Genomic DNA, 15,428 nt, shown 5'->3' with positions numbered 1-15,428 from the left:
GGCTCAGGCGCCCAGCCGTTTCTGGCCTGCCCGGCCAGAGGCCGGCGATTGCAATGTGCGCTGGCCCGAATCGCCTGTGTTGCCCAGGTTGAAGCGCGCAATCGCCATCACCATCTGCTCGGCCTGTCCGCTCAGGCTGCTGGCAGCAGCCGCCATTTCTTCGACCAGCGCAGCGTTTTGTTGGGTGGTCTGGTCCAGTTGCGTGACGGCCTCGCCCACCTGGCTCACGCCGGCGGTCTGTTCGTTGCTGGCGGCGCTGATCTCGGACACCATGTCGGCCACGCGCTGAATGGAGCTGACCACCTCCTGCATCGTGGTACCCGCCTGATCGGCCAGCACCGATCCTTGCTGCACCATGCTGCTGCTGGCCCCGATCAGCTCCTTGATGGCCTTGGCTTCGGCGGCGGTGCGTTGCGCCAGACTGCGCACTTCGGTGGCCACCACCGCAAAGCCGCGGCCCTGCTCCCCCGCACGGGCTGCCTCCACGGCCGCGTTGAGCGCGAGGATGTTGGTCTGGAAAGCGATGCCGTCGATCACGCCAATGATGTCGGCGATTTTCTGGCTACTGGCGTTGATGTCGTGCATGGTGCGCACCACCTGTGACACCACTTCACCGCCCTGCGCTGCCACGCGGCTGGCGCCCACGGCCAGCTGGTTGGCCTGGCTGGCGCTATCGGCGTTGTGGCGAATGGTGGCCCCCAGTTGCTCCATGCTGGCGGCTGTTTCCTCCAGCGCGCTGGCCTGGCTTTCGGTCCGACCAGAAAGGTCCTGGTTGCCTTGTGCGATTTCGGTGCTGGCGGCCGACACGCTGTCGGCACTGGTGCGCACCGTGCCCAGGCTTTCCACCAGGCGCACGCGAAACCCTTCCATGGCTTGGGCCAGAGACCCGATTTCATCGCGGGAGCGGATAGAGACCTCATGGGTGAGGTCGCCCTGCGCCAGGTAACCGAGTGCCGTGCTCAGCTGCTGCACCGGCAACCCCACCAGCCGGCGTGTGGCCGCCACCAGCACCACGGCCAGCAGCGCAAGCGCCACGGCCAGACCCAGCCACAGCCAGGTGAGTACATAGCGCGCCTCGCCCATCATTTCGGTCAGGGGTGCCTCGGCAACGATGGCCCAGGACCAGGGCTTGTAACGCTCTATTGCCACGAAGCGCGTTGCGCGGTCGCCCTCTGCACTGCGGCGTGGTGACCACTTCGACTCCAGATTGCCGGCCTGCTCGATGGCTGCCAGCGAAGCCAGCCAGGTCTTGGCGTCATCGTCCTTTTCATCCACCTTCAGCGATTTGCCAGCGCCGGGCAGGCCAAAGACACTGCCACGCGCAGGGCCCGACGAGAGGTTGACGGCATACACGGCACCCGAGGTGAAGAGTTTTTGCGCTGCCATCACGGTTTCGAGCTTGCCCAGAATGGCGCCGATGTCGGAGCCGATGTACAAGATGCCGATGGTGCGGTTGCCTTCACGAATGGGCTCATAAACAGACATGTACTCGCGGCCAAAAAGGCTGGCCCGGCCGACATAGGTTTTGCCCTCATTCATCAGGGCATAGGCCGGGTGGTTGCGGTCCAGCAACGTCTTGAAGGCACGCTCACCATCCTGCTTTTTGACCGAGGTCGTCACGCGGATAAAGTCGTCCCCCGTGCGCGCAAAGATGGTGGCCGTGGCACCCCCGCTTATTTTGAGAAACTGGTCCACCACATTGAAGTCACCGTTGAGAGCCGCACCCTCATACGACAGCACGGCCTCGGGCTTGCCATCTGCCCCGGGCATCTCGGCCACTTCAAACTTGCCCGGGAAATTGGCTTTGAAAATGGCGAAATCGCGGTGGGCCTGGTCTTGCGCGGTCTCGTCAAAGGTTTGCACCAGCGCGCGCACCTGGGCGGCATATCGGCTCACCTCTTCGGTAGACATGCGGCCAAAATCTTTCCAGAGCAGGCCGCTGACGATGCCCATGGTGATCAGCAAGACCACCAGCAAGCTGACCAACGCAGCCAGTGACAGCTTGAAGGCTACAGAGCGGTGGGCCGCAGGCTTGGGCCCAGATGTGGGGGCGCTAGTCGACGTGGGGTTCATGGGGTTTTTCCGCTCCGGGGTTATCTGCACAAAGCTTGTTTTCAGTTCAATTTATTGGCATCCGTACACGAACCGCCGCACACAAACCCTGTTGCAGCGTCAGGAACTTGTGTAATAGATGCACAAAAATTGCATCTAATGGTAAACCCGCAGTCTTACAAAATCAATCTTTGCTGGCTCTCAAACACCCGGGGCTCTGTGGTAAGCGGGTCCACAAACTCCAGCGACCGCGCCAGCAGTTGCAGCGGCCGCGAATAGTCGCCCTCGGGCGGGTCGTTGACCACCGGGTAGAACGGGTCGTTGCGCAGCGGCAGCCCCAGCGCCGCCATGTGCACGCGCAACTGGTGGCGCTTGCCGGTGATGGGCGACAGGCGGTACAGCGCCCACGCGCCAGCCACCTGCAACACCTGCATGTGGGTGTGGCTGTTGGGCTCACCGGGCACTTCGTGCATGCGAAAAAACTGTGGGCTTTCCTCCAGGCGGCTGCGGTGGTCTCGCGGAAAGTGCACATCGCCGTGCCAGGGCGCAACGGCGTCGTAGTGCTTGGTGATCTGGCGGTCGCGAAACAGCGCCTGGTAAACGCCACGCGTGCGCTGCTGTACCGAGAAAAGCACCAGCCCGGCGGTGTCCCGGTCGATGCGGTGCAAGGGCGACAGCTCGGGCAGCCCCAGGCGGCGCTTGAGGCGCACCAGCAGCGTTTGCTGCAGATACCGCCCCGATGGCGTCACAGGCATGAAATGCGGCTTGTCGGCCACCAGCAGGTGCTCGTCCTGGTAAAGCACCGTTTCTGCAAAAGGCAGAGCGGACTCAGCCTGCAGGTGACGGTAGTAATACAGGCGAATGCCCCCTTCAAATGGCCGGTGCGGCAACACGGCCACACCGCGCTCGTCCACCACATCCCCCGCTTGCATGCGCTGCAGCCATTCGCTGCGCTGCACGCCCGGCAGGCGCTGGGCCAGAAAATCCAGCATGCTGCCCTGCCCTTGCGAAGGCAGCACCACGCAACTGGGGCCCACGCCGTCGCGCAGGGGCAAGACAAAGGCATGGCGGGGGTTGTGCATGGCGTGCGGATTTTAGGGCGCGCCAGCTGCAGGGCGCGCGGTGCTGTGCCGGGGCTGTAGGACAACTGCGCCAATACGCCTTTCATCCTGCGGGATCGTCCAAAAAGCGCACGCTGCGGGCTAGCATGGCTTCTCCATGACAGAACCCCAGACTGATACCAACACCGTGCCGGCATCGGCCCCCTCAAAGCCCGTGACGCCATCGCGACGCGCTAGAGGGCAGCGCTTGGCGCTGGGCCTGGCAGGCGGCTTGGTCGGGCTGTTGGTGATTGGCGGCATCGTGCTCACCCAGCTTGACTGGAACCGCGCAAAACCCTGGCTGAACCAGACCCTGAGCGACGCCACAGGCCGCCACGTTGCAGTGGAAGGCGATCTCTCGGCCACCTGGCAGTGGCCGCAAACGTTGGACGATGGCTGGCGCCGCTGGGTGCCTGGTGTCACGGTGCAAGGCACGCAACTGGTCATGCAAGACCCAGCCGGTTTTGCCCGCCCCGGCAAGGCAGCCGAGCCCCGGCCCATGGCCCGGGCCGAGATGGCACGCGCATCGCTGCACATCTTGCCCCTGCTGGCGCGCGAGGTGGCCATCGACACCCTCGAACTCACCGGCCCCGACATCGCCCTGGCCCGCCTCGACGACGGCCGCAACAACTGGACCTTTGAGCCCCAGCGCGCTCTCGGCGACACCACGCCGCGCTGGACGGTCAGCATTGATCGGCTGGTGGTGCGCAAGGGCCAGCTTGCCTACGCGGATGCGGGCAGAGACCTGAACCTGAGCGCGCACATCGACACCATCAACGAAGCTGCACCAGCCACTGAAACCGAAGGCCCGGCAATGCCCGCCTCGGCGACCGCATCCTCAACTGCCAGCCCAGCCGCGGCCCCGGTCTATGGCGTGCGCTTTGACCTGAAAGGCACGCTGGGCAAGGCCCGCATCGAGGGCCAGGGCAAGGCAGGCCCCGTGCTCACGCTGCGCGACAAGGAGGTGAACTACCCCCTGCAATTCACCGCCAAGGCCGGCAGTGTGGAAACCGCGGTAGAGGGCATTCTGGCCAACCCGGGCGCGCTGTCGGGCATGAATCTGCAGGTGATGCTCAAGGGCGCCAGCATGGCCGACCTGTATGCGCTGACCGGCCTGGTGCTGCCCAATACGCCCGCTTTTCAGACCAAGGGTCAGCTGCAGGGCAGCCTGCAACCTGGCCGGGCGGTGTGGGACTACCGCGACTTCACCGGCACCGTGGGCCAGAGCGATCTGCATGGCAACCTGCGCTTTGTTTCGGGTGCGCCGCGCGGCAAGCTCTCGGGCAGCGTCACATCCCGGCAGCTGCGCCTGGCAGACCTGGGCCCGGTGCTTGGCACGGCCACCACAACTTCTGCCAAGGCCGGCCGCGGCGGCAAGGTGCTGCCCGATGCCCCGTTTGCCACCGACCGGTGGAATGCCATGGACATGGACCTGAAATTTGCGGGGCAGCGCGTGGTCCGGCAGGGCAGCCTGCCGCTCGAAGACCTCAGCGTGCATGCCCTGCTCAGCGATGCGGTGTTGCGCCTGGACCCGCTGCATTTCGGCGTGGCCAAGGGCAAGATCGAATCGAAGGTGGTGCTGGACAGCCGCAACACACCACTGACCGTGCACATGGATACCCGCGTGCAGAACCTGCGGCTGGCCTCGCTCTTCCCCGAGGTCGAACTCACCAAAAAAAGCCTCGGCCGGCTCGATGGCGCGATGGCGCTCAACGGCAAGGGCACCTCGGTGGCGCAATGGCTGGGCACCAGCAGCGGCGAAGCCCGCCTGTATGTGCGCGACGGCACCCTGAGCCGCGAACTGCTCAACCGCGCCGCGCTCAACGTGGGCAGCGTCGTGGTGGCCAAGCTGTTTGGCAACGACAAAGAGGTGCAATTGCGTTGCGCCGTGGCCGACCTGGCCGTGCGCGACGGCGTGGCCACCGTGCGCACCGGCAAGCTCAGCACCAACGAGGCCATTGTGGACGCCAGCGGCACCATCGACATGGCCCATGAGCGCCTTAACCTGCACATCAAACCCGAATCGCTGCAGTGGAAGTTCTTCTCGCTGCGCACCCCGCTGTATGTGCGCGGCAGCTTTGCCAATCCCGATGTAGGTGTGGAACCCGGCCCGCTGCTGCTGCGCGCAGGCGCGGCGATCGCGGCGGCAGTGGTGGCCCCGGCAGCGCTGGCGCTGCTGCCCGTGACAGTGCCGGGCGCCGACGACGATACGCAGTGCGCCCCCCTGCTGGCGCAGGCCACACAACCGGTCAAGGCGGGCCGTGCGGGCAAGCCCGCAGCGCCTGCACGCCCTGCGCCGCGCTGAAAATCGCCCGCAACACGGCGCTATGCCGGCGCCTAGATAACTCATTTTTTGATAGCTGCTAGCGCTTTATTCATAAGCGCTATAGGCCATTTTCATTAAAACCTTGAAAAAGGCGGTATGCCACTGACGGCAGCCAGGATGGCAAACGCTTGCAGCGATGCTTCAACCTAAAAATCGCAGTTGACCGCTTGCAATCCCTGGATAGGCCCTGTGAAAACTTGCTTTGTATCTCTTTGGAACGTTCACCTTTTGGGTGATTGCGCTATGCACCTGCCAGCACCATGCTCGACGCGCCATGCGGCGTTGCTCCTCGTTGCGCACAGGAGTGCGCTGCCTCGTCGCGTCTTGCCTGGCACGCCGATCATGGCACTGGCAGGCGCATCCAACTGCGGTTTTTAGGTTCAAACCCTCATGAGGCTCCATGGCCTGCGTTCAACCTGCAAACGGCAGTTGACCGCTTCGTACCCTTTGCCCAGCCGCACGAAATTTATCGTTGTTGATTTCGATGGCCTTCACCTGATGGGTGAAGCGCTATGCACCCGGCATTGCCGCGCTCTGGGCGCCGGCGGGCGCATCCAGCTGCCGCTTCCGGGTTCAATGAAAATCCCGGCTGCCCTGCAACGCCTGCGCCATGCGCCCCAGCAGGGGCGTGAGGTCTTTGAAGCGCTGGGCCACCAGGTGGCGCACCACGGCCTGGCCGTCGGGCCCATGGGGGCTGCACTGCCACACGCCCTCCACCGCCAGCAGGCGCGCACCCAGTAGTGGCTGACGCCAATGCTCCACCAGTGCGGGCCACACGATCACGTTGACGGGGCCGGTCTCGTCTTCGAGCGTGACAAACATCGTGCCCTTGGCCGTGCCGGGGCGCTGGCGCATGGTGACGATGCCGCAGGCGCGCACCTTGCGGCCGTTGGGTGCGCTGTGCAGCTGCAGTGCGGTCTGCAGGCGCCAGCGGGCCAGGCGCGGGCGCAGCAGGGCCAGCGGGTGGCGACGCAGGGTGAGACCGGTGGCTGCATAGTCGAAGACGATTTCCTCGCCCTCGTGCGCAGCGGGCAGCGCCAGCGGCACTTCGTGCACGGGCACATCGCGCCACAAGGCAGGTGCGGTGTGCTGCGCAGCGGCATCCCACATTTGTTGACGGCGGTGGCCCGAGAGGCTGGCCAGCGCATCGGCTGCGGCCAAGGCCTGCAGGTCTTGCTGGCTCAGTTGCGCACGTAAGGCCAGGTCTTCGGTGCTGGTGAAACATGTGGCAGGCACGAATTCGGGCGCAAGCGCGGGTGCGGGTGCAGCGCCTGGCTTGCCCGCCACGGCCGCGTCGTGCAGCGCTTGCCGGATCTGCACCAGCCGCTGGCCCGCAGCGGTGGCCAGGCCACTGACCAGCCGCAGCCCCAGGCGCACAGCGGGCTGGGGCAGTGCCACGCCCGGCACGGCGGCCAACGGGCCTTCGAGGGTGCAATCCCAGTGGCTGGCCAGCACATCAATGGGCAGCACGCGCACGCCGTGGCGGCGCGCGTCTTGCACCAGTTGCGAAGCGCTGTAAAAACCCATGGGCAGTGAATTGAGCAGCGCCGCCAGAAAACACGCGGGTTCGTGGCACTTGAGCCAGCTGCTGGCATAAGACAGCAGCGCAAAGCTGTGGGCGTGGCTTTCAGGAAAGCCGTATTCGCCAAAGCCCAGCATCTGCTGAAAAATAGCCTGTGCGAATTCGGTGCGGTAGCCGCGTGCCTCCATGCCGCCGATCAGCGGGCGCTCGAACCGGTGCACGCCGCCCTTGCGCTTCCAGGCGGCCATGGACCGGCGCAGGTCGTCGGCCATGCCGGGGCCAAAGCCCGCCGCGATCATGGCGATCTGCATCACCTGTTCCTGAAAGATGGGCACGCCCAGCGTGCGCGCCAGGGCGGCTTCGAGTTCGGGTTTTTCCAGCTCCAGCGGCTGGCCGTGCCGCCGCCGCTCGCGCGCCTGCAGGTAGGGGTGCACCATGCCGCCCTGGATGGGGCCGGGGCGCACGATGGCCACCTGGACCACCAGGTCGTAGAACACGCGCGGCTGCAGGCGCGGCAGCATGCTCATCTGCGCGCGGCTTTCGATCTGGAACACGCCCACGGTGTCGGCGGCACAGATCATGTCGTAGGTGGCCGCATCTTCGCGGGGGATATCGGCCAGCCCCCATGGCTCGCCGCGCAGCACGGCACGCAGCTGGAGGCAGCGGCGCAGCGCGCTGAGCATGCCCAGCGCCAGCACATCGACCTTGAGCAGCCCCATGGTGTCCAGGTCGTCCTTGTCCCACTGGATGACGGATCGGCCCTCCATGCTGGCGGGCTCCACCGGCACCAGGCGCGTGAGCTTGCCCTGGGTGAGCACGAAGCCACCCACATGCTGGCTCAGGTGGCGCGGAAACCCCTTGAGCTGCGCGGCCAGCTCCAGCCACAGCGCGGCGGTGTGCCGGTGCAGCGGCACCCCCAGGCCTTTCGCCAGCTCTTGCAGACGGTCGGCAGCAATGCCTTCGTCAAACCAGTGGTGGTCTTTGGCAAAGGCATCCACCAAGGCGGGCGCCACGGCCAGCGCCTTGCCCACATCGCGCAGGGCGCTGCGCGTGCGGTAGGTGGCGACCACGGCGGTAATGGCGGCGCGCTCGCGGCCGTATTTGGCATAGATGTACTGGATGACCTCCTCGCGCCGGTCGTGCTCGAAGTCCACGTCGATGTCGGGCGGCTCGCTGCGCTCTTTGCTGATGAAGCGCTCGAACAGCAGGTGCGAATCCTCGGGATTCACTGCCGTGATACCCAGCACATAGCAGACGACCGAGTTGGCGGCCGAGCCCCGCCCCTGGCACAGGATGCCCTGGCTGCGCGCAAAGCGCACGATGTCGTGCACTGTGAGGAAGTACATCTCGTACTGGCAGTGCGCAATCAGCGCAAGCTCCTTGCGGATCTGTGCGGCAATCCAGTCGGGCACCCCTTGCGGATAGCGGCCCATGGCCCCCTCTTGTGCCAGCCAGGCCAAGGCCTGGGCCGGCGTCATGCCGGAGGGCACGGTCTCCAGTGGGTACTGGTAGCGGATCTCGCCCAGGCTGAAAGTGCAGCGCGCTGCCACCGTGAGCGTGGCGGCCAGCAGCTCGGGCGGGTAGATGCCTGCCAGGCGCACGCGCTGGCGCAGGTGGCGCTCGGCATTGGGCTGCAGGGCAAAGCCGCATTCGGCCACGCTGCACCCACGCTGCACGGCCGTGATCACGTCCTGCAGCGGCTTGCGCGAGCGGGCGTGCATGTGCACGTCGCCCGCCGCAACTAGCGGCAGGCCCAGCGCCGCGCCCGCACGCTGCAGCGTGGCCAGCCACAGGCTGTCGTCGGGGGCCAGATGCAGCTCTACCGCCAGCCAGAGGTGGCCGTCAAAATTTAAGCAAAATTGGGCTCTAGCGCTTGATAGGCAAGCGCTGACAGCTACGAAATCAGAAGCATCCATGCGCTCGCGGCACGGGGCCAGCAGCAGCTCGCACCCCTGCAGAAGGCTGAAGGGGCTGCCGGGGCCTACGTGGTATTGCCCCTTGGGCGCTGCCGCACGGGCCGCGGTGATGAATTCGCACAGGTTGCCCCACCCCTGCGCATCCCGCGCCAGGGCCACCAGCCGCAGGTCGCCCCACACAAACTCGCTGCCCACGATGAGGTGCACGTCGCACTCCTGGGCCGCCTCCCAGGCGCGCACCACGCCCGCCACCGAGCACTCATCGGTCAGCGCCAGGGCCTGGTAACCCAGTTGGGCGGCACGGGCCACCAGTTCCTTGGGATGGGAGGCACCGCGCTGAAAACTGAAGTTGGACAGGCAATGCAGCTCGGCATAGCCCGGCAAGGGCGCAGGCGATGGCATGGCGCCCCCGGATGGAGCGGACATTGCGGACGGCATGGAGGAAGACGCCATGGTCTCACCCAAAAATGCCGTGCAGGAACCAGCGGTGCGGCTGCGCGGCCGTCATCGCGCCCTTTTGCGTTGCGTCCTTTTGCGTCGCGTCCTTTTGCACCGCACCGCCTGGCTGCGGTGCCAACCGCTCACGAAACACCCACACCAACCCCGCCACATCGTTATGCGCCACAAAATAGTCGCGCAGCGCCAGGCCAGCGCAGGCATTGCCCGGGTCGCCAGCGCCCTCGTCCTCGGCCGACCACCAGCCCGCCTCGAACCGGTGCGGCCCCGCCAGCAGGCGCAGCACGCCGTGGTGGCAGGGGCGGTTGCCCTGCACCGCCAGCCGCCGGGGTGGGCGCAGCAGCCAGGTGGGCCACAGGGTGGCATCGGGGGCTTTTGTACCGGTGTTTTGGACGCCGGTGTGCGCTCGATTCTGGCCCAGCACCTCGGCCGCAGGGCACCACTGCTGCATGCGTTCGGGCCGGTGGTCGGCCTGCAGCACGGGGGCCACCACATGGTCGGCCCCCAAGCGGGCCGACAGGCGCTCAAGCAACTGGTGCAAGGCCTCGCCGGGTGCTCCACCCGGGTCGTCACGGCCACCGCCCACGCCATCCCCGGACGGCAGCAAACTGGCACTTCGGTGCGGCAGCGGGGCGGATTCGAGCAGGCGCAGCGTGATCTGGTTGACCGGTGCCGCCAGTGTTGTGCGCGCCAGGTTTTCAGACAGCAGGCGCCGCAGGTGCGCCATGTCTTGCGTGGCTTGGGCGGTGCGCACCGGCAGGGCCTGCGTGGGGGCAATTGCCACGCCATCAATGCGCCGCAGGTCGTGGCGCCAGGCCAGCTCCAGCGCCAGTGCGCCCTGCTGGCGCGCCTGCAGCCAGCCCTGCAGGGCCGTGAGGCAGCGGCTGACACTCCAGAGCAGCGCATCGGCCGACTCGGCCAGTGCAGGCAGCTCGGCGGTCAGCGCAAACTGCTCGGGCAGCTCCAGCCAGGCATGGGCTTCGGGGGCATCGCCCAGGGCCTGATCCAGCACCCTCAGTACCTTGGCACCAAAACGCCGGGCCACCCCGGCACGCGGCAGCGCCCGCAGGCCCCCCCAAGTTCGGCAACCCATGCGCTCCAGGCTGGCCACATGCGGGCGCAGGGCGGTCAGCGTGTGCAAAGGCAAGCCCTCCACGTTGTGCCCTGATGGCGCACGCCCGGCCTGCGCCATGCGCAGCCAGGCCTGCGCTACCAGGGCTGTCGGCCCGCAGCCCCACACCGCCTGCGTGCCAGGCGGTGGTACCCCCGCCTCCCGGGTGGCTGGGTGATCCGGCAGCCCGACCGATGCATCGGCCCAGGCCTGCAGCACCTGCGCCAGCAAGGCATCGCGCCCGCCCCAGAGCCGCTCGGTGGTGGACACCTCCAGCAACACCGCTTCGCCATCCACCAGCGCCACGCGCGGCGTAAAGCGCAAGGCCCACCAGCCCGTCGCCGCCGCTTGCATGGCAGCGCCCGGAATTGCCGCGGGCTCATCGCACCAGGGCAACGGCAGCGCGATCCAGTGCATGGTCTTTCCTCTCTGGCATGGCCCTCAGAGTCCTTGGTGCCAGGCGCAGCGGCAATGCTTGTGCGGGGCTGTGGCGCACCACCGTTGCACGGGCCACCACCTGCGCAGCGCGCCGCCGCTCGGCCTGCGCCGCCAGCACCTGTGCCAGACGGGGGTGGCAGCCCGGCAGATCCAGCCCCTGCACCAGGGGCGGGCCCCGGCGCTTGAGGATCTGCACCTGCATGCCGGGCGATATGACGGTATCCCCCGGCAGGGCCAGCCCCTGCACCTGAAGCCGCAGCAAGGCGGGCGATGCCTGCGGTGCTGCACTGGCCGGGCGAAACACCCACAGCAGCTGCTGCTGTTGTGCCGCTGCCAGCTGCAACCTGCGCAAGGCGGCAGATTGCGCCTGGGGCAACCAGGCCATGACAGCCAGCACTTCACGGCAGCGCAGCGCCTGCTCGGCCGCCCAGAGCGCAGCCTTGGCGTTGTCGGCACGCACCACGCACAAGCGCTCTGCCAAAAGCCCCTGCGCCTTGAGTGCCGGGACAAAAGGTTCACACGGTGGCGCCACCACCACCACGCACCCCACGCGCCGGGCCGCTGCCTGCGCCAGTGCGGGCAACACCAGCTGCCATTCGTGCAGGCCCGCCATGGGTTGCAATACCTCGCTCAAGGCCCCCACGGGCCAGCCACCGCCTGGCAGCTGGGCATCGAGCAGCGCGTATCCCGTGGGCTGCGCTGGCTGCGAGCCCGCACCCAATGCGTCCGCATGCCAGACACCGGGCACGGCAGAAGGCAGGTCGAACGCAACCCGCAGATGGGGGCGTGGTGCAGGCATGGTGGTACAGGGGCTTCAGAAAACGAAAACACTGTAAATATAACCAGTATTTTGAATCGTGGGCCAAAACTTGCCACAGGGTTTTGGGCGGTCGGCCCTTCTTGCCTGCGCCCAACGAAGAAAGTGCCACCATGGCGCCCGCAAGACAGCAGCAGGTGAACGCACGCCCTGGTCCCGTCGCAAGGCGGCCATCCATGACCATGCCCCGGCGCATTGGCACAGGGCAACTCTGCCGCCCCCAGTTGGTTTGTCGTGACAGCCGCCCACGGTTCTGGGCGAACCATGGCAACCGTGTTTCCGAAAGGCTGACGGCTACAACTTGCGCATCGCCCAATCACACCAGTCGGCCACTGCCGCATCCGCAGGGCTGGCGCGATCCGTCAGCTGGGGCCAGCGGCGGTAGCAGGCGTTGACGATGCTTTGTAGCTGCCACAGCGCTTCGCGCCCTACCAGAGCGACTTCGGCCAACCCCAAGGCGTCGCCTTGCAGCTGTTCAAGCAGATCGCCTTGCTGCCGAGGGTGGGATCCGGCTTCGATCAGCGCCTTTTGCAGTGCCTGCAGCCGGATATCGGCAAAGGCGAACACACTGCCCGGCACTTGCCTGGCGGCGGGGGGCAATGCCGCCTTGAGCTGCTCCCATTGCTCAAAGGCGCCCGCCAGGGTATCGATTTGCACCGGCGCGTCGGCGCCCAGGGGCATCAGGGCGGAATCGCGCGCCACGTCTTCCTGCAGCAGGGGCAGTACATGGGCCACCAGTGCGGCCGGGAACTTGCGGTGGTTCAGGCGCAGCACCAGAGACAACCGCTGGGCGGGCATGTCGGTGTATTTTTCGTAGAAGGCCGTCACCACCTCGGCCAGCAGCAGGATGCGCCCCATGGGCGAAATTTCCGCCCCAGGCAAGCCGCGCGGATAACCGCTGCCATCCATGCGCTCGTGGTGCTCTAGCACGGCAATCTCCACCGATCGGGGATAAACGCCGGCATCCTTGAGCATCAGCATCGAGGTGATGGGATGGGCCACCAAATGCTTGCGCTGCACACCCGTGACCTTGTTGAGGGGGTCCATCCAGGAGGGATCCATGTGCAGCACACCGGCGTCATGCAGCAGCGCGGCAGCGGCCAGCGGCACGCAATCACGTTCGCTCAGGCCACTTTTCAGCCCCAGAAAAACGGCCACCATCATCATTTGCAGGCTGTGCTCGAAAAGGCCTGGCCGCTGGTCGCGCATGACGGTGAGTTTGAAGGCAACAGGATCGGGCAGAGACACGGAGCGCAAAGGCGCCAGCAGCTTGCCTGCAGAACCCAGGGCCTGCGCCAGCATCTGGGGCAAGACGCCCTGTTCGGCCAGATCCTGCCCGGCTGCAATCAGCGCCGGCACATCCACCGCATTCTCGACCGTGAGGTGCCGATCGATGGGTTCGCGCAGCTTGTGCTGCACCAGCCGGTCGTAAAGGCGGCTGTCGATGCGGGCCCCTTTTTCCACCAGCTTGATGCCGTTGTCGGTATAGATGGCGTCCTGGGTTACCACCGCACGCCGGTCGGCCATGTCGGTGAGCGCACGCAGGTAGTGCGGGCTGTCAGGGGCAGTGGCCGCCAAAAATGGATCAGTCATGCGGAAACTTCAAATGGGACTGCCTTGAATATAAGACCATAGCGGTCGGACTTCGCTGGCAAAAGGCCCGCTTGCGCGGGCCCTTCTTGAGTGAAGTCAAGCTCTGCCCTCACTGCAGCAGCGTGACACCCGTTTTGGACTGCAGCGTGTCAAACGTCACGCCAGGCGCCAGCTCCACCACCTTGAGGCCCAGCGGCGTCACGTCCATCACGGCCAGGTCGGTGATGATGCGGTCCACCACGCCCACACCCGTGAGCGGCAGCGTGCACTGGGGCAGGATCTTCATGTCCTCGGTGCCGTCTTTCTTGCGCGCCACATGCTCCATGAGCACGATCACGCGCTTGACGCCAGCGACCAGGTCCATGGCGCCGCCCATGCCCTTGACCATCTTGCCGGGGATCATCCAGTTGGCCAGGTCGCCCTGCTCGCTGACCTGCATGGCACCCAAAATGGACAGGTTGATCTTGCCGCCACGGATCATGGCAAAGCTGTCGTGGCTGCCAAAAATGGACGAGCCGGGAATGGTGGTCACGGTCTGCTTGCCGGCGTTGATGAGGTCGGCGTCCACCTTGTCTTCGGTGGGAAACGGGCCGATGCCCAGCATGCCGTTCTCGGACTGCAGCCACACTTCCTTGTCGCCGGTGAAGTTGGCCACCAGCGTGGGAATGCCGATGCCCAGGTTTACATAGAAACCGTCTTCGAGTTCTTGGGCCGCACGGGCGGCCATCTGGTCTTGGGTCCAAGGCATGGTCAGGCTCCTGCTTTCTCTGTGACGGTTCTTTTCTCGATGCGCTTTTCAGGGTGGGCGTTGTGCACGATGCGGTGCACATAGATGCCGGGCAGATGGATCTGGTCGGGGTCGATCGCGCCCGTTTCCACCACCTCTTCCACCTCCACGATGCACAGCTTTCCGGCCATGGCCACGGCGGGGTTGAAGTTGCGTGCCGTCAGGCGAAACTGCAGGTTGCCCGATTGGTCGGCGCGCCAGGCTTTGACCAGCGAAACATCGGGCACCAGCGAGCGCTCCATCACATAGGTTTCGCCATCGAACTCACGCAGCTCCTTGCCATCGGCCACGATGGTGCCCACGCCGGTCTTGGTGAAGAAGGCCGGAATGCCGGCGCCACCGGCACGCAGCTTTTCGGCCAGCGTGCCCTGGGGTGTGAACTCCAACTCCAGTTCGCCGGCCAGGTACTGGCGCTCGAACTCCTTGTTCTCGCCCACATAAGACGAAATCATTTTCTTGATCTGGCGCGTTTCGAGCAGCTTGCCCAGGCCAAAGCCATCCACACCGGCGTTGTTGGAAATTACCGTGAGGTTCTTCACCCCGGTATCGCGCAGTGCATCGATCAATGCCTCGGGAATACCGCACAGGCCGAAGCCACCCACGGCCAGCAACTGGCCATCGGCAACCACGCCCTCAAGGGCCTTGGCTGCAGAAGGAAATAACTTTTTCACCACGCTCTCCTTGATAGATTGGATACGCTACGATACTACGTAGACTTATAAGTAGTACCCCGTAAAGATTTGCACTATGGACGTTGATTACAGACTGGCCTTTGAATTTGCTCCCGTGGGTTTGGTGCTTTCACGCAACCGCACCATGATGGACTGCAACAGGCAAGTCTGCGAAATGTTTGGGGCCTCGCGCGAGGTGCTGATCGGGCAATCCTTTCAGATTCTCTACCCCAGTGCCGACGAGTACGAACGCCTCGGTGCACACATGGAACCCATCCTGAACGCCAAGGGCCACTACGCCGACAACCGCATCATGAAACGGGCCAACGGTGAAGTGTTCTGGTGCCATGTGTCCGGCCGGGCCCTCAACCGCCAAGCACCCCACGAATCGGGTATCTGGAGCTTTGAAGACCTCAGCTCGCAGCGCACCGTCAAGGCCGAGCTCACCGGGCGCGAGCGCGAAGTGGCGGCCAAACTGCTGGAAGGCCTGACCTCCAAGGAAATCGGCAAAGCCCTGGAGATCAGCCACCGCACCGTGGAAATCTACCGCGCCCGCCTGATGCGCAAGTACAACGCCTCCACCGCCGCCGATCTGGTGCACAAGCTGGTGGCCGGTAGCTAGCTCCACACCACCCGCAG

10 protein-coding genes are annotated in these 15,428 nt (G+C 65.6%); 2 read left to right on the top strand and 8 right to left on the bottom strand.

All coding sequences use genetic code 11. The features are described 5' to 3' along the window. Window positions 1–3 precede the first annotated feature (3 nt). Window positions 4–2,073 (bottom strand): methyl-accepting chemotaxis protein, encoded by a 2,070-nt coding sequence (locus K226_RS0111650; protein ID WP_024814979.1) that lies wholly within the window; start codon window positions 2,071–2,073, stop codon window positions 4–6. Between the two features lie 155 nt (window positions 2,074–2,228). Then, a complete protein-coding gene (locus tag K226_RS0111645; protein WP_024814978.1) occupies window positions 2,229–3,134 on the bottom strand; it encodes a pseudouridine synthase in 906 nt (301 codons plus the stop codon). Window positions 3,135–3,270: 136 nt separating this feature from the next. On the opposite strand from K226_RS0111645, the gene K226_RS0111640 reads away from it, so the two are divergent. Beyond that, window positions 3,271–5,457 (top strand): AsmA family protein, encoded by a 2,187-nt coding sequence (locus K226_RS0111640; protein WP_024814977.1) that lies wholly within the window; start codon window positions 3,271–3,273, stop codon window positions 5,455–5,457. Between the two features lie 594 nt (window positions 5,458–6,051). Here the strand turns inward: K226_RS0111640 and K226_RS0111635 are convergent. From K226_RS0111635 to K226_RS0111610, 6 genes are all read right to left on the bottom strand, one after another. Then, window positions 6,052–9,342: an error-prone DNA polymerase gene (locus K226_RS0111635; protein ID WP_238324221.1), complete on the bottom strand. Its 3,291-nt coding sequence runs from the start codon at window positions 9,340–9,342 to the stop codon at window positions 6,052–6,054. Window positions 9,343–9,373: 31 nt separating this feature from the next. Beyond that, complete coding sequence (locus K226_RS0111630) at window positions 9,374–10,900, bottom strand: DNA polymerase Y family protein (protein ID WP_024814975.1); 1,527 nt, start codon at window positions 10,898–10,900, stop codon at window positions 9,374–9,376. After that, window positions 10,863–11,720 (bottom strand): translesion DNA synthesis-associated protein ImuA, encoded by an 858-nt coding sequence (gene imuA / locus K226_RS18920; protein WP_024814974.1) that lies wholly within the window; start codon window positions 11,718–11,720, stop codon window positions 10,863–10,865. The genes K226_RS0111630 and imuA overlap by 38 nt, the downstream gene beginning before the upstream one ends. A 312-nt stretch (window positions 11,721–12,032) precedes the next feature. Next, entirely contained in the window at window positions 12,033–13,331 is a 1,299-nt protein-coding gene (locus K226_RS0111620) for an HD-GYP domain-containing protein (protein ID WP_024814973.1), read from the bottom strand. A gap of 109 nt (window positions 13,332–13,440) precedes the next feature. Beyond that, window positions 13,441–14,079, bottom strand: coding sequence for a 3-oxoacid CoA-transferase subunit B (locus tag K226_RS0111615; protein WP_024814972.1), 639 nt, complete (start codon window positions 14,077–14,079; stop codon window positions 13,441–13,443). A gap of 2 nt (window positions 14,080–14,081) precedes the next feature. After that, window positions 14,082–14,789, bottom strand: a complete 708-nt coding sequence (locus K226_RS0111610) for a CoA transferase subunit A (protein WP_024814971.1) — start codon at window positions 14,787–14,789, stop codon at window positions 14,082–14,084. Between the two features lie 76 nt (window positions 14,790–14,865). Here K226_RS0111610 and K226_RS0111605 point away from each other — a divergent pair, with 76 nt between their 5' ends. Further along, window positions 14,866–15,411, top strand: a complete 546-nt coding sequence (locus tag K226_RS0111605; RefSeq protein ID WP_024814970.1) for a PAS and helix-turn-helix domain-containing protein — start codon at window positions 14,866–14,868, stop codon at window positions 15,409–15,411. The last annotated feature ends 17 nt before the right edge of the window (window positions 15,412–15,428 follow it).

The sequence above is a fragment of the Acidovorax sp. JHL-3 genome, from assembly GCF_000526295.1.
In the GTDB taxonomy this organism is placed as follows: Bacteria; Pseudomonadota; Gammaproteobacteria; order Burkholderiales; family Burkholderiaceae_C; genus Acidovorax; species Acidovorax defluvii.
Note: the sequence above shows the minus strand (reverse complement) of the source record. Positions and strands in the feature narration are given on the sequence as shown.